The 14,963-nt window shown below is 26.9% G+C and carries 17 protein-coding genes and 2 riboswitches; of the genes, 2 read left to right on the forward strand and 15 right to left on the reverse strand.

Features of this window, described 5'->3' with window-relative positions; all coding sequences use genetic code 11:
* Positions 1-122 precede the first annotated feature (122 nt).
* Positions 123-746: a TetR/AcrR family transcriptional regulator gene (locus ACEXNK_RS00150; RefSeq protein ID WP_373600809.1), complete on the forward strand. Its 624-nt coding sequence runs from the start codon at positions 123-125 to the stop codon at positions 744-746.
* A gap of 8 nt (positions 747-754) precedes the next feature.
* Here the strand turns inward: ACEXNK_RS00150 and ACEXNK_RS00155 are convergent, their stop codons facing one another.
* The 13 genes from ACEXNK_RS00155 to ACEXNK_RS00215 form a co-directional block, all read right to left on the reverse strand.
* On the reverse strand, positions 755-2,218 hold the full coding sequence (locus ACEXNK_RS00155) for a SulP family inorganic anion transporter (protein WP_373600810.1): 1,464 nt from the start codon (positions 2,216-2,218) through the stop codon (positions 755-757).
* A gap of 158 nt (positions 2,219-2,376) precedes the next feature.
* Positions 2,377-3,045 (reverse strand): hypothetical protein, encoded by a 669-nt coding sequence (locus tag ACEXNK_RS00160; protein ID WP_373600811.1) that lies wholly within the window; start codon positions 3,043-3,045, stop codon positions 2,377-2,379.
* A gap of 159 nt (positions 3,046-3,204) precedes the next feature.
* Positions 3,205-4,728 (reverse strand): YfcC family protein, encoded by a 1,524-nt coding sequence (locus ACEXNK_RS00165; RefSeq protein WP_373600812.1) that lies wholly within the window; start codon positions 4,726-4,728, stop codon positions 3,205-3,207.
* Between the two features lie 166 nt (positions 4,729-4,894).
* Complete coding sequence (locus ACEXNK_RS00170) at positions 4,895-6,016, reverse strand: hypothetical protein (RefSeq protein WP_373600813.1); 1,122 nt, start codon at positions 6,014-6,016, stop codon at positions 4,895-4,897.
* Positions 6,017-6,033: 17 nt separating this feature from the next.
* Positions 6,034-6,372: a hypothetical protein gene (locus ACEXNK_RS00175; RefSeq protein ID WP_373600814.1), complete on the reverse strand. Its 339-nt coding sequence runs from the start codon at positions 6,370-6,372 to the stop codon at positions 6,034-6,036.
* A gap of 567 nt (positions 6,373-6,939) precedes the next feature.
* Complete coding sequence (locus ACEXNK_RS00180; protein WP_373600815.1) at positions 6,940-7,722, reverse strand: tetratricopeptide repeat protein; 783 nt, start codon at positions 7,720-7,722, stop codon at positions 6,940-6,942.
* A 197-nt stretch (positions 7,723-7,919) separates the two neighbouring features.
* Positions 7,920-8,216 carry a hypothetical protein gene (locus tag ACEXNK_RS00185; RefSeq protein ID WP_373600816.1) on the reverse strand — a complete coding sequence of 99 codons (297 nt, stop codon included), beginning with the start codon at positions 8,214-8,216 and terminating at the stop codon, positions 7,920-7,922.
* A gap of 127 nt (positions 8,217-8,343) precedes the next feature.
* On the reverse strand, positions 8,344-8,862 hold the full coding sequence (locus ACEXNK_RS00190) for an ECF transporter S component (protein ID WP_373600817.1): 519 nt from the start codon (positions 8,860-8,862) through the stop codon (positions 8,344-8,346).
* Between the two features lie 17 nt (positions 8,863-8,879).
* A complete protein-coding gene (locus ACEXNK_RS00195) occupies positions 8,880-9,470 on the reverse strand; it encodes a class I SAM-dependent methyltransferase (protein WP_373600818.1) in 591 nt (196 codons plus the stop codon).
* A gap of 154 nt (positions 9,471-9,624) precedes the next feature.
* On the reverse strand, positions 9,625-9,981 hold the full coding sequence (locus tag ACEXNK_RS00200) for a hypothetical protein (protein ID WP_373600819.1): 357 nt from the start codon (positions 9,979-9,981) through the stop codon (positions 9,625-9,627).
* Between the two features lie 34 nt (positions 9,982-10,015).
* Positions 10,016-10,098, reverse strand: a riboswitch (cyclic di-GMP riboswitch).
* Positions 10,099-10,198: 100 nt separating this feature from the next.
* Positions 10,199-10,282, reverse strand: a riboswitch (cyclic di-GMP riboswitch).
* Positions 10,283-10,348: 66 nt separating this feature from the next.
* Positions 10,349-11,005, reverse strand: a complete 657-nt coding sequence (locus ACEXNK_RS00205; RefSeq protein WP_373600820.1) for a hypothetical protein — start codon at positions 11,003-11,005, stop codon at positions 10,349-10,351.
* 58 nt (positions 11,006-11,063) lie between these two features.
* Entirely contained in the window at positions 11,064-11,273 is a 210-nt protein-coding gene (locus ACEXNK_RS00210; RefSeq protein WP_373600821.1) for a hypothetical protein, read from the reverse strand.
* Between the two features lie 172 nt (positions 11,274-11,445).
* Complete coding sequence (locus ACEXNK_RS00215) at positions 11,446-12,723, reverse strand: MFS transporter (RefSeq protein WP_373600822.1); 1,278 nt, start codon at positions 12,721-12,723, stop codon at positions 11,446-11,448.
* 249 nt (positions 12,724-12,972) lie between these two features.
* Between ACEXNK_RS00215 and ACEXNK_RS00220 the strand changes: the two genes are divergently transcribed.
* Positions 12,973-13,815 (forward strand): MBL fold metallo-hydrolase, encoded by an 843-nt coding sequence (locus tag ACEXNK_RS00220; protein ID WP_373600823.1) that lies wholly within the window; start codon positions 12,973-12,975, stop codon positions 13,813-13,815.
* Between the two features lie 134 nt (positions 13,816-13,949).
* Here ACEXNK_RS00220 and ACEXNK_RS00225 read toward each other — a convergent pair whose 3' ends face one another.
* Both ACEXNK_RS00225 and ACEXNK_RS00230 read right to left on the reverse strand, forming a co-directional pair.
* Positions 13,950-14,084, reverse strand: coding sequence for a hypothetical protein (locus ACEXNK_RS00225; RefSeq protein ID WP_373600824.1), 135 nt, complete (start codon positions 14,082-14,084; stop codon positions 13,950-13,952).
* Between the two features lie 168 nt (positions 14,085-14,252).
* Entirely contained in the window at positions 14,253-14,954 is a 702-nt protein-coding gene (locus ACEXNK_RS00230) for a DUF554 domain-containing protein (protein WP_373600825.1), read from the reverse strand.
* Between the last annotated feature and the right edge of the window lie 9 nt (positions 14,955-14,963).

Here is a 14,963-nt window from a genome sequence, read left to right on the forward strand (position 1 = left end):
GTGTTGATTATTCTTTATATTATTATTATAATAAACTCATAATATATAACAATAATTAAAATTTTCAAATGTGTTTATTACTAAACACATTTATTAAAAGTGTCAATTATAAGGAGATTTTTATGAATAAAAATTTAGATAAAAGAATAATTAAGACTAGAAAACTTATACAAAGTGCATTAACACAATTAATGAAAGAAAAAGGATTTGATAAAATAACAGTTAAAGATATAACTGAAAAAGCATTCATAAACAGAGCTACTTTTTATCTTCATTATAAAGATAAATATGATTTATTAGAACAAAGTGAAAATAGTATGTTGGAAGAAATAGAACTTTTAAAACAAGGAATTAGAAAAACTTATCATGGAAACTTTATTCCCATTGCTAATCCAAATAATATAATCCCTTTTTTAACTAAATTATATGAATATATAAGTGATAACTCTGAATTTATGAAAGTTATACTTGGGCCAAATGGAGATTTGAGCTTTCAGCTTAAATTAAAGTCTAGCATAGAAAACTTTATATTAGAAAATGCTGAATCTAATAAAAATATAAATGATTCCAACCTTCCTATAAAATATCTTACTGTAATGGCATCTTCTTGTCAGCTTGGAGTAATCCAAAAATGGCTTGAGGATGGAATGAAAGAAAGTCCCAAAGAACTAGCTTGTATAGTATCTAAATTTATATTTAGTGTATCTGAAGGTGCTTTTAAGCATAAAAAAAGGGATATTAAATAATATCCCTTTTAGTGTCCAGCTACTACATCTAAACCACCTGGTTTATCATGTATTGCCATTCTTTCTATTAAATCAGAACAATTTTCACTTAATCCAATTAAGTTTACATTGACTCCATTTTTATAAAATTTTATAACTACTTTATCGATAGCATCTACTGCAGATTCATCCCATATTTTAACGTTAGAAAAATCTATATCTATATTGCTTGAACTTTCATTATAATCAAAGCTATTTACAAACTTTAAAGTCGATGCAAAGAATAATTGACCTGTAACAATATACTTTATATGACCATTTATATCTTGTTTTTTTATACATATTTCAGATATTTTAGCTGCAAATGATATAGCACTTAATATTATTCCAACTACTACTCCATAAGCTAAGTTGTGAGTAAATAATACTACAATAACTGTACATATCATTACAACACTATCTGATTTTGGAACCTTTATCATTCTATTTAACGAGTTCCAGTTAAATGTAGTTATAGATACCACTACCATAACTGATGCTAGTGCTACAACAGGTATAATTACTACAAACTTATTTAAAACTATTATAGATATAAGCATTGCACATCCTGCTGTAAGTGTTGAAAGTCTTCCTCTTCCTCCATAACTATTATTGATAATTGTTTGTCCTATCATACCACATCCTGCTATTCCACCAAAGAATCCAGCAGTAATGTTAGCAAGTCCTTGACCTACACATTCTCTATTTTTATCACTCGTAGTATCTGTCAAATCATCTACTAATTGTGCTGTAAGTAAAGATTCTACAATTCCAACAAGTGCTACTGATATAGAATATGGTAATACTATTTTTAAAGTTTCCATATTAAATGGAACACTTGGTATTAAAAACTTTGGTAATTCACTAGTTATTTCGCCCATATCTCCTAGTGTTTTTACATCTATATTAAATACAGATACTATTACAGTTATAGTTATTATAGCTATTATTGGTGATGGTATAGTTTTGTTTAGCTTTGGGAATAAGTATATAATTGCTACGCCTATAGCTCCAAGTACTAATAATTCTACACCACCTTTAAAGTGAGTTATTTGAGATTGAAGCATTAATATTCCTAGTGCATTAACAAATCCTACCATAACGGGTTTTGGTATAAACTTCATTAAGTTTCCTATCTTTAAGTATCCAAGTATAACTTGTATAATACCTGTTAATATTGTTGCAGCTAGCATATATTCTATTCCATGAGTTCTAACTAATCCAGCTAATACTAATGCTGTAGCTCCTGCTGCTGCCGATATAAGTCCCGGTCTTCCTCCAAATATTGATGTTATTAAAGATATACAAAATGATGCATATACCCCCATCATAGGATCTACACCTGCTACTATAGAAAATCCTATAGCTTCTGGTATAAGTGCCATACAAACAACTATTCCTGCCAGTAAATCTCCTTTTATATTTCCAAACCATTCTTGTTTATTACGCCTCATACAATTCCTTCCTTCTATTTAATTTTTTTGATGTATTTTGCATTGAATGTATATTGTATAGTCTTTTGAATATTTTGTCAAATTTTCTGATAAATAATATTTAGCATGAAAAAATCAGAAAGTATTTGTTTAACAACTATACTTTCTGATTATATAAATTATACAAATATATTAATAACTACACCTATGTCTAAGTTTCCTTCAACAAAAATAAAATCTAATGGATTTATTAATACTTTTTCATTTATGTATTCTTCTGATTCTATATGTTTTTTTATAATTTTCTCTTTAGTTTCATACTCTTTCTTAGTTCTATTTACATACTTTTCTATATCTAGTAATTTTGATTTATACTCAGATAGTTTGTATTTTATATTTTGTATGTTTCTTAAAGCTTCACCTATAGTATCAATAGTACATTCTTCATGTGAAGAATGTAATTCTGCATTATATTCATGCCCTAAATCATTTGTTTCTTTTAATATTTTTTTTATCTTAATTTTTTCTTTTATTTGTTCTTGTTTACCTTCTTTTACAGCTTGTTGGTATGCAGATTGTATTTCCTTTAAAGTAGCTTCCATTTCGTTTACTTTATCTTCATGAACTTGAACCTGAGCTAACTTTTCTTTTATATTTTTTTGACTTTTGTTTACAATACTAATCTTACTTTTTAAATCTCTATAAATATTATTATCTGGATTTTTTCCTTTTTTACGTTTAACTTTTTTGCTATCTTTACTTTGAGTTTCTACGTTTATATTTTTATTTAAATCTTCTTGAACTGCTATTTCATAATTCCTAAGATATGTTCTATCTACTAAAACCATTTTTTCACCTCCTTTTCATTTGATTTTACAATTTAGTATTGAGCTCAATACAATATATCGGTAAATTTTGGTTAAACGTAAGTTAAAAATCTAATTATTAATATTTTCACATACTTTAAACCAAAAAAAAGAAGGTGTAAGTATACACCTTCTTTCTAATTATATAAACGATCCTACACAAAGGATAGCTATTGATAATGCCATTATTATACCTACTAGTGGCATAACAAATTTTAACCATTTATCATAAGTTACATTAACCATAGCAAGAGATGCTAAGATTAATCCTGTTGGAGTTATAATTCCTATTAAACCTTGTCCAAACATATATGCAGTTACTATTATATCTCTATTAACACCTACAACATCTGCAAGTGGTGCCATTATTGGCATAGATAAAACTGCAAGTCCTGAAGAAGAGTTTATAAAGAATCCTAAAATTATATAAATAAAATACATTACTACTGAGAATACTACGCCTCCCATATGAGATACTACTCCACTTAATGAATGTAGTAACGTATCACTTATTAATCCTCCATCCATTATTATAGTAACCCCTCTAGCTAAAGCTATGATAAGAGCTACTCCTAATAACTCAGATGCACCTTGTATAAAGTTTGAAACATAATCACTTTCTTTTTGATTAGCTAAAGGAACCATTATAAATGTTACTGCAAAGAATAAAGCTGTCATATCAATGAATCCCCAGCCAAGCTCTTTTACCCCATATATCATTACTACAAATGATAATGCAAATATTAATAACATTAATTTTTTTCTTAGAGTAAACTCTAATACATCATCATCATGAGTTTCTGATAAAAACTTCTTCTCTATCTCTTCCTTTTGAGAGTATATTAAAGACTTTGTAGGATCTTTCTTTACTTTCTCTCCATATCTTATTATGTAGATTAAAGTAATAGTAAGTGCTAGTAATAATGCAACTATTCTAAGTGGCATACCTTCTGCAATACTTATTCCTGCAATATTAGAAGCAATTACTGTAGAAAATGGATTTATTGTAGATACCATAGTACCTATACATGAACCTAAGAATATTGTAGCGATGGCAACTATAGCATCATAACCAGCAGCTATAAATATTGGTACAACTATTGGGTAAAAAGCTATAGTTTCTTCAGCCAGCCCAAATGTAGTTCCTCCTAAAGCTACTAGTGATGATATTATAACTATCATCCATAACTCTTTTCCTTTTAATGCTTTAGATAATGCATTTATACCTGCATTGAAAGCTCCTGTACTATTTATTACACCAACTAATCCTCCTATTACTAATACGAAAGCTATTATATCAATAGAATCATATAGTCCTTGGATTGGAGCTTTTAAAAATGTTGTTATTGCACCAAATACTGTTGTTTTTTCTTTTGCTAACTGTTCATATGTATTTGGTATAGCAACAGGTTTTGATATTGCTCCACTTGTAAATTGTTTTAACTCAACATTTACACCTAATTCATTTAAAGTTTCCTGAGTAGCTTTATACTCCTTAGTATTCCCATTAGGTAATTCAACTATAAAATCAGAATTTGTAGTATCATAGCTTAGCTTTGCATACTTACCTGATGGAATAATATAAGTTAGCCCCATAACAACAAGCATAACTATTAATATTACAGTATATGCAGTTGGGAATGAAAACTTTTTCTTATTGCTCATATAGACCCCTCCTATAAGTTTATTAATAAAATAATACCACGGTTTACTATATTTGGTAACTATGTCAAATAATTTCGAAATCTTAAAAATATTCATCATTTTGAAGAAAATACATAAAAAAAGAACTGTTAATTTAAAACAGCTCTTTTTATTTTAAAGTAAGTTTTTAAACAATATTCACTTTTTGGATATAATCATATTCATTATTGATTAAGGACTTTTCTAAATTATTAGAGATTTCAAAAATTGTCTGAGTTTTATCTTGTTTTAGATAATCCTCTCTTATTTTGTTTGACTTCTCTACATTTTCTATATCTCCATAATTTATATCTGATTTAGTTATAGAGTTTATTATCCTTATAGCTCCAACTAAATAATCTTTACTTATTTGTTTTGCTTTAGCATCTTCTATATTTGTTGGCATATTAAATTCACATATGTTTTGAGCTTGTTTTGTATTTACTTTAGGAATTTTAGTGTTTACAACTATATATGTAGAAAAATCATTATCACCTTCAACTCCAAAAGATGTTAAATCAGTATTATTAGTGTTTTCTTCATATACCACTGGTTGTAAATTGTTAGTTTTTGCAAACTCCTTAGAATACTGAGTCAATTCATTTTTTAAATCTTCTCTTTGTTTTTTATACTTTTCATATGTGTATTTAACTTCAGGATGATTTATAGCATCTCTTTTATAAGTCTTGTCTAACATAAAGTTTATACCATCGTATGTATAGTCAAAACTTATATTATCAAATGCATCTAAAGAATTAGTTAATTGCAATTTATCTGTATCATCAGAATTTATTAATTTTATAAACTCAGAAACTTTCATATTATCAATACTTTTAGTTGCATTTAATAAATCATACAAAGCTCTTACTGAAGCATCATTCTTAGCTACAAGTTCACCTCTATCTTTGAATATATTACCTTTTACTTCTATTTTGTAATTGTTTTTTTGTGCATTCATATTTATAACTATATATTCTTTTTCTAATTGGTTATTGACCTCTCTAGTAGCTAAATTTAAAATTATAGTTTGTTTATCTGGTGTTAATTGAGGTTTAAATTCAGTTAACTGAGAGTTTATTTTTTCCATTAGCTCTTGAGCTTGCTCATAAGTTAATTTTACTTCTTCTTTATTGCTATTATCTATATTATTTAACTGTTTGCTAACTCCATTCATAGTGTCTTTCATTTCTTTATTTCTTTGCGATGAACAGCCTACTACTGTTAATGTCATTACTGTTATTAGACCTAAGACTGCTATTTTTCTTTTCAACTTAATTCACTCCAAATCTATGCTGAGTATAACCATAGTTGGTCAACCCACTTAATTGTTATACTATTATTTTTTAAATTTTTAGATAGTAATAATATTACCTTATTATCTTCCGTGAATAGCTCATATATAATTTCATTAGGTTTATGTCTATCATATATTTTATCAACTGCCTCTATTCTTTCTCTAAAAAGTTTCGGCAGTGTGTATTTTATGTTTAGTAATTGCTCTGATAAAGTTATTATATTTTGCTTTTCTATCTCGCCTACTTTTATATGTTCAGGAATATAACTTTTATATATTCTAAACACCTTATCCATTATTAAATCTTTAGTTTTTATAAATATATTACTCAAAACAACATTCGCCCCCTGTGTTTTATAAACTTGCTATTCTAGTATATACACCATTTTGAAAAACTTCAATCATATATAGTTCTAAAGTGATATTTATTTTTTACCTCTACTTTTAAGTCTATTATTTTTCAAATGATCTGTGTATAATTTTACAAAAAAAAATGACCTAATCTTAGATCACTTTCTTATTTCTTCCTTTTATTACATTAAAATAAATTAAATTATATATAATTATATATACTATAGATCCACGACCTTTCACAATGCCCAGAAGGGAAAGTAGCCCTAATAATGTAAAAATTATTAGTTGTAATAAATCAAATATATATGTACTTCTTTCTAATTTTCGTATGTAACTACTAGTTCGTCCTATAATATATACATTTTTATTTTCGTTATACTCTTTCACTGTTCGTGAAATTATATATAACTCTAGCAATATTAAAATTAAACTCAGTAATTTTTCAAGCATTCATATACCTCTTTCTTATATAGTAATTTACATATACTCTAACAGTAAGCTTCATAAATTTCCATATAAGTGGACTAACATGGTATTTTTTTGCACTAAGATAGTATTAATGCTTCCAATTTATCTTTAGCTTTATCTAATCCATTGTTATATGCCTTTTCATACCAGATTGCTGCTTGTTTGTGATCTGCTTCTAATCCCAAACCTTTTTCATAAATTATTCCTATGTTATATTCAGCCTCTGAACATCCTTGTTCTGCTGATTTTAGAAATAAATCTAAAGCTTTTTCATAGTCAATTTCTACACCTATTCCATCTCTATATGCTTCTCCTAGGTTGTTTTGGCCAACTTCATCACCTTGTAGCGCAGATTTTTCATACCATAATACTGCTTTTTTTAAGTCAACTTCTATACCTAAGCCTTTTTCATACATATAGCCTAGATTACATTGTCCTATTGGATCTCCTTGTAACGCCGATTTTTTATAAAATTCCACTGCCTTTTTATAATCAATTTCTACACCTAAGCCTTGCTCATATATATATCCTAAAGTGTATTGTGCTTTTGAACTACCTTTTTTTGAAGCCATATCAAACCAGTATAAAGATTTTTCTAAGTCGATTTTACCGTACTTTTCATGCTTAGGCATATCCACTCCAAAATACCCCTCTAGGCCTTCTATACCTGATTGATATAGTAGCCCTAATATAAACTGTGCTTCTACATTGCCTTGTAACGCAGATTTTTTACATAGTATTAGAAAATCCTTAAAATCTTTTTCTTCGTTTTTTTCATATATATATTCCACTGCTAACTTTAAATTATTCTCTGCATCTTTTTGATTATATTCATTTAAACTACCTTCTAAATAATTCATAACTGTATCTCCTTAAGTTTCTTAAGTAAAAGTAATATATTATATTACTACTTTGTCATGATTTAATTGAATTGTAAAGTAAATTTTCTATCAATTTTAAAATTTATTTTAATTAATTTTAAGTAGTGTAACGTTAACTTATAAATTAGTTATAATTGGTGTTTTATATTAATAAAAAGAGATCTATATAGACCTCTTTAATAATCTTTCAATTTATCTATTTTTCGTTTTATTACAGTGCTTATTACTAAAAATATTAATACTATAAATAGCATATGCTTACAATCTACTATCTTAAAAGCTGATAAAAATCCTATAACTGAATACAAACAAGCTTCAAATAAATCAAATATATATTGATATCTTATATATTTATCTAATTCATTTCTATATTGAATACTTCTATTAAGTCTTTTAGGTTTTTCTTTTATAGTAAAGTAAACTAAAATCATGCCTGTCACGCTTAAAACTATAGATAAAACTTTTGTAAGCATTACGTTCCCCCCATTCTCATTGATATTCAATCTTGATTTTATCATAACAATAAAAATATTATGTAAATTTGGACTAAGATAGTGTTTTTTTGCACTAAAATATAAAAGACCCTAAAAATAGGGTCTTTTATATTAAAACTTTTTTGATTTCAGGGTTTTTATATAAATACTTTATAAGCATAGGAATAAATATTAATTGTATTAACATGCCAGGTATAGCCATTGATATATTTCCAAATACAAACATTAAAGGACTTACCTTTGGTGCTACTGTTATAGATACTAAATATGCACCTACTACTGCAAATAATCTTCCTCCTATCATTGCTCCTATAAGTGATATGTATATTTTTTCAGTTTTATTAAATATAAAGCCTGTTAAAAATCCATATGCACACAATTCAAATGCCATTATAGGCATCATAGGTACTAGTGGTGGCATTCCAGTCATCACGCTACTTAGTATAGGAGTTATTATACCTATTAGAGCCCCACAATAAGGTCCTAATAAAAATCCTGCTATAAGTACTGGTATATGCATTGGTAAAAATATTTGACCTGCTAAATTTATTGTATGAAATATCATAGGTAATATAATTCCGAAAGCTATAAATATGGCTGATAAAGTAATTTTTTTACTTTTCATGTGTTCTCCCCCTAATATTAATTATTTTTTAAAAGTAAATAATACATTTCATTATCTTCAAAAGCTTCTATTACATTTAGTCCTTGCTCTGTAAATAAATTCTTTTGCATATGTACAGGTATAAGTCTATCTTCACTTACCGACTCATCTTTTTCTTTATGCATATTATTTAAAAATTCTCTGCTATTTGAATGTGCTATCATAAGCTTTCCACCCTTGATTAAATTATTTTCAACTAAAGATTTAATTGTTTTCGTTTTGTCTTTTAAGTGTGGAAACATAGAGTAAAGAATTATTTTATCGTATTTATCTTTTATTTTATGATTTTCAACATCTAATAGCTCAAAGTCTAAGTCTGTTATGTTTTTGTACTTATTTTTCGCAACATCTAACATTCCTGAAGATATATCTATTCCTTTTATATAACCACTACTATTTAACTTTTTTAAAAAAGGAATTAATACACCTGTCCCAGTTCCTACATCTAGTATTCTTTCATCTGATTTAATGTCTAATTTAGATAATAACTTGCTAATTTTAAACTCATTCACTTCAATAATATTGTCCCAATCATTGGCTATGCTATCAAAAAACTCTTTTTGACTCATAATATATCCCCCTTTTTATACAAAAAAGCCATGAAGGATTAAAACCTTCATGGCTTTGATTAAAATAATTTATCTAAGAAAATTATAGTTAGTTTGTATATAATTTGTCAACTAAAATTAAAAATTCATATTGTTATGTTTTAATCTACTAATTTTAGTAGTTTTTTAATACAACTTGCTTTAATTCTTTTTCTTTATCCTTTAATATATCAGAATATCTAAAAGATAAAGATACATCTGTTGTCATATTACCTGTTTTTAAAGAATCTTTAAAACTGTTAAATGCAACATTTGCTTCCCCTAAATCATCTTCGCTATCTAATGTTTTTAAACATTCATTTAGATTAGCTAATTCTTGTTCAACTTTTTCTGCTGAAATTTGTACATGTGTTTTTTCTTTTAAATCAGACGTACTATTTGTTTCTAAAAGTGCATATCCTTTTACTCCTAATATTGATATTGATAGACATGTTATGGCTAATATGCTTACACTCTTCATTTTTACTTTCATTTTAAAAATCTCCCGTTTTATAAAATATAATAAAATTGAAATTAGCCGGTTGCACTACTAGCTCCATACACTCCAAGTGCCCATATACAGAATGTATTTCCTTGCTTCTATGTCTATTGTTTATGCAAACTTAATCTCTAATATGCGAAAACATTTTCTCTCATAGTATGTTATTTTGCATAAAAATAGACTAATCAAAAGTTATATAAAGATATAACTTAAAATTAGCCGGTTGCACTACTAACTCGATACACTCCAAGTGCCCATATACAGAATGTACGTCTAAGTTTCTAATATTTTCCATTTGTCGATTTTATTTTAACAAATATTAAGTTTTTTTTCAAGATTATATATTTAAAATATACTACTATTTAGATAATTCCTTAAAATAGGTTATTGATTCTATTTTATCTTTATTTATATTAGTTGATTCATCTTTATCATTAAATATATGTTCATTTCTAAGTAGTACTATAAAGTTGCCTTTTTTAGATGTGTAATATATGTAATTTTCATCCTTATACTCTTTTGTCTTAATTTCTTTTATATCATCTGGAAGTATACTAGAAGCTATTTCTATTGCTTCTTCATTTGTAAAAGCTTTTTTTACTTTAGAATAACTATAACCTTGAAGTATCATTGCATATTGTTTTTCACTTATAGCTTTTAAATGGTTATTAGCTTCAGTATTATAAGCTAATCCATTTTCAAATTCAAAGAAATAGTCATTTAAATTTTTCATATTTGGTTCATAAGTTAAATCTTTTTTATTAACTTCTTTGTATCTTTTATTTACCTCATCTTCATCAAATACAGTTATATCATCATATATAGGCTCATTATTATTATCTGTTAAATCTTGTTTGTCTTGTGGATTTGTAGTTTTTGTCGGAATGTTGTGTTCTATATTTATTGACTCTTTTTGTTTATTTGTTTTATAACTTATAAAAATTATGGATATTACTACCACTAATACAAGAGTTCCACTTAAAACAATCCATTTGTTTTTTCTTTCTTTTTTCATGAAATCCCCCTTTTTAACTTTATATTAGAGTATTTCTATAAATTATATAATACTCCTTTTACTTTTTATCTATTTTTCTTTCTATTTCTTCTATTCTTTCTTCTAGTTCATATATTTTATTTTTTCTGCTACTCTTCCCACTTAATTTTTTAAATAATAGATATAAACCATATACTATAAATATAAATATTATAGATATAAGTATAGTGTTAATAATTTGAAATATTAGTTCATGAGAAACTCCTATCAATGGTTTTATCTCAAACATTATTATTCCCCCCTTTTTATTATGTTGTCCTTTATATACTCATAACCCCTATATAGTACACTATAACATATTTTATCTAAATTTTCCGACAAATAACTTTATTAACTTTAAAAAGCTATCCCAGAATATAAATACTTAATACAGTAAATATTTTGAGATAGCTCTTTGTTTTTTAAGATACAGCCTCTGATAATCCATCGTAAGGATTCGGGCTGCCTTTTTTCATTCCTATAGTTGCTGCAATTATAGTAAGTATGCTCATTGCTATAAATAGCATAAATCCAGTTTTGTATCCTATTACTCCAGCTCCGTTTATCTGTATCATAAATCCTATAAATAAGTTTATAATTCCACTTCCCATAAATTCCGCTGTATTTATTATACTAGTTGATAGTCCTGAGTACTCATCTCTGTTTTTGTATTTAACGTCATTAAACGCTTGTAAGTGTGCCATATTAACACATCCTATTATAAAGAAAGCTATAGGTAAAAATACTATTGGAGGCTTAACGTCATTAGCTAATACTATAAATACCCATATAAATAAGTTTATAGCCCCACCTACTCTTACTATATTAAATTTATTACCTTTGTATCTACTAAATAATACATTCATTACTATGGCTCCAAATACAAGACCATAAGTTAAAAATGAAACTATAAATGCTGATACACTTTTGCTAACTCCATAAACATCTACTATATAAGTAATTCCCCATAAACTACTGAATGCTGTAGTAACCCCTACCAATGAAAACATTATAAGTGAGTTATACCAAGTAGCTTTTGTAGACATTACCGATCTCAAACCTTCTTTTATATTTACTTTTACATTGGTACTATTAACCTCTACATCAAATCCATATTCTTTAGGTGTATTTCTAACTATTAAATATATACTAACTCCTGATATTATACTTATGATACCGATTAATATAAATGAATTTCTCCATCCTAATACATCAGTTAAAAATACTAATGGAAATGTTGCAAATACAGTTCCTAAATTTCCTATAAGTGAAAACTTAGCTGATACAGACGCAAATTCTTCTTTTTTAAACCAATTACCTTGAACTTTAAACATTGCAAGTAATATCACAGATGTTCCTGCTCCAACCATTATACGTGATAAGTATGCTATTTCTATGCTTTTCATAAGTCCAAATATTATAGAGCCTATTCCTGATATTATCATTCCTAAACTACTAATTTTTCTTGATCCATACTTATCTATAATTATGCCTGCTGGTATTTGCATAATTGCGTAAGCATATAGGGTAAATGATGCTATATTTGATATTTCTATAGAATTAAAACCTAGCTCATTTGCTAAATTATCAGATATTACTGCTGTTGACATTCTAAGAAATAAAACTAATACAAATGAAAGTGTAAGTACCCACCATACACTCCATTTAACTTTTGAGTATGATTTTATGCTATTTTCCATAACCCCTCCAACCACCTTTTTTTATGATAATATTTAATTCCATATAGATATTATCATCTTGGTGAAATAATTTCAATATTATGAAATAATTTCATATATTAAATATTTTATTCACAATTATGAAATTTATTATATTTTATTACTTATGCTTTTTTGATATATAAATTAAGTTAGTTTAACTTTATATAGATTAATTTTAAGATGTAATATACAATTGTTAAAAAGTGGTGTTTAGAAAGGATTGATATTATGAAATTTACTATTTTAGGAAGTGGTGGTTGTGTTTCTTTACCTAAACCACTTTGTAAGTGCAGAATTTGTGAAGAAGCTAGAGTTAAAGGTGCTCCTTATTCTAGATTTGGGTGTAGTTTATTTTTAGAAGATATTAATTTATTAATTGATACTCCTGAGGATATAGTTCATGCCATAAATAATTCTAATATAGAAAATATTGATAATGTACTTTTTAGTCATGTTGACCCTGACCATACTCTTGGTATGAGAGTTTTTGAACAACTTAGACTTAATTGGTTTGATGTTTCAGAAGGAATAGAGTGTGATAATCCTATAGAGGTTTTTGCTATGGAACATGTCATGGATGATTTAAATTCTATAAGATTTAAGTTTGGGTGTTATTTTGATTATTATGATAATGTTAGAAACTTAATAAAAAGAAATGTTGTAAAAGATAGTATTTTTATTAAGGGTATAAAAATAACTTTTGTTAAGGTTAATCATGCTACGATATTTGTATTTGAAAAAAATAATAAAAAGGTTATATATGCTCCTTGTGATGTTAAACCATTCCCTGAAAATGATATATTTAAAGATGCTGATCTTTTAATAACTGGAAATACTATTATAGGTGATGTACTTAAAGATGGTATTGTTTTAAGTGATGATAATCTTTTAAAAAGAGATTTATTTAGTATGGATGAAGTTATTTCTTTGAAGAACAAATACAATATAGATAAGGTTATTTTCACTCATTTAGAAGAGGATTGGGGTAAGTCTTATGATGATTATTTAGATTTAGAAAAGAATTATGATAATGTTAAGTTTGCATATGATGGTATGAAGGTTTTGGTTTAGCGAGGTTGGTCGCTCCAGATAGAAGTATAAGTTTTGCTCCATACAAGCGATAGTACATGCTTGTAAATGTCGCTAAAACTTATACTTCTATCTTCCGCTGGCGACTTTCGCTATAACCTTTTTAAGCATAGAGTTTAAGAATTGTTTTTTATGTAAATCTTTAAAGCTTTTATAAGTAATAGTAGTGCATAAAATGCTGTTCCTAAAAATCCTACTATTACAGCTATATATATTAAAAACATGGGTACTGCGATTAGTTGAAAGTCCATTGTATTTCTCCTCTCTTTGGATCATTATCGATATTTATCCTAATTTTAATTATAAAATTCTATTATACCAAATCTATGTAAATATATAGCAATAAAATTATAGATAATAGTCTCATTATAAATCCTTTTACAGTAAAAAAGGACCTCTTTTAAGATAGCCCTTCTTGCTTATATTATTGAAAGAACTCCCAGTATTATTGGTATGAATACTGCTGGAAGCAAGTTCGCAACCTTAATTTTAGTTGCACCAACCATATTAAGTCCTAATGCCATTATAAGTAAGCTTCCTACTACATTCATACTATTTACAACCGAGTCACTTAATACTCCTGATAAAATCCCTGCTCCTATAGTTATTATTCCTTGATATATAAATACAGCTATTGACGAGAATATTACTCCTATCCCAAGACTTGCCGTAAATATTATAGATGATATTCCGTCTAGTATAGATTTTGTGAATAGTATTTCATGATTGTTTTGAAGACCACTTTCTAAAGACCCTACTATTGCCATTGCTCCTACACAAAATATTAAACTAGATGATACAAATCCTTGAGCTATTGATACTTTTTCGGAATCATTGTTTTTTAATCTTTTATTTAACTTATTTTCAATAAATTCTCCTATACCATTTAGCCTTTTATCTAGGTCTAACAACTCCCCTATAAGACCTCCTATTGCAATGCAAATTATAGTTATAATAGTGTTGTTATTTTCTAACGACCCGCTTATACCTATATATATTACACAAAGGCCTATTCCTTTAAGAATTGTGTCATTTACCTTTTCTGATATTCCCCCCTTTATAAAAAGTCCGATTATACTTCCAACTATAATGGCTAAGCTATTTACTATTGTTCCTAACATAAATGTTTT

This window comes from Paraclostridium bifermentans (assembly GCF_964259345.1).
In the GTDB taxonomy this organism is placed as follows: Bacteria; Bacillota; Clostridia; order Peptostreptococcales; family Peptostreptococcaceae; genus Paraclostridium; species Paraclostridium bifermentans_B.

Bases quoted from the DNA above. Each gene is read 5' to 3' on its own strand.
- ACEXNK_RS00180 (WP_373600815.1), bottom strand. From the start codon at position 7,722: ATGAATTATTTAGAAGGTAGTTTAAATGAATATAATCAAAAAGATGCA.
- ACEXNK_RS00155 (WP_373600810.1), bottom strand. From the start codon at position 2,218: ATGAGGCGTAATAAACAAGAATGGTTTGGAAATATAAAAGGAGATTTA.
- ACEXNK_RS00220 (WP_373600823.1), top strand. From the start codon at position 12,973: ATGAAATTTACTATTTTAGGAAGTGGTGGTTGTGTTTCTTTACCTAAA.
- ACEXNK_RS00225 (WP_373600824.1), bottom strand. From the start codon at position 14,084: ATGGACTTTCAACTAATCGCAGTACCCATGTTTTTAATATATATAGCT.
- ACEXNK_RS00185 (WP_373600816.1), bottom strand. From the start codon at position 8,216: ATGCTTACAAAAGTTTTATCTATAGTTTTAAGCGTGACAGGCATGATT.
- ACEXNK_RS00160 (WP_373600811.1), bottom strand. From the start codon at position 3,045: ATGGTTTTAGTAGATAGAACATATCTTAGGAATTATGAAATAGCAGTT.
- ACEXNK_RS00150 (WP_373600809.1), top strand. From the start codon at position 123: ATGAATAAAAATTTAGATAAAAGAATAATTAAGACTAGAAAACTTATA.
- ACEXNK_RS00215 (WP_373600822.1), bottom strand. From the start codon at position 12,723: ATGGAAAATAGCATAAAATCATACTCAAAAGTTAAATGGAGTGTATGG.
- ACEXNK_RS00210 (WP_373600821.1), bottom strand. From the start codon at position 11,273: ATGTTTGAGATAAAACCATTGATAGGAGTTTCTCATGAACTAATATTT.
- ACEXNK_RS00200 (WP_373600819.1), bottom strand. From the start codon at position 9,981: ATGAAAGTAAAAATGAAGAGTGTAAGCATATTAGCCATAACATGTCTA.
- ACEXNK_RS00205 (WP_373600820.1), bottom strand. From the start codon at position 11,005: ATGAAAAAAGAAAGAAAAAACAAATGGATTGTTTTAAGTGGAACTCTT.
- ACEXNK_RS00190 (WP_373600817.1), bottom strand. From the start codon at position 8,862: ATGAAAAGTAAAAAAATTACTTTATCAGCCATATTTATAGCTTTCGGA.
- ACEXNK_RS00165 (WP_373600812.1), bottom strand. From the start codon at position 4,728: ATGAGCAATAAGAAAAAGTTTTCATTCCCAACTGCATATACTGTAATA.
- ACEXNK_RS00195 (WP_373600818.1), bottom strand. From the start codon at position 9,470: ATGAGTCAAAAAGAGTTTTTTGATAGCATAGCCAATGATTGGGACAAT.
- ACEXNK_RS00230 (WP_373600825.1), bottom strand. From the start codon at position 14,954: ATGTTAGGAACAATAGTAAATAGCTTAGCCATTATAGTTGGAAGTATA.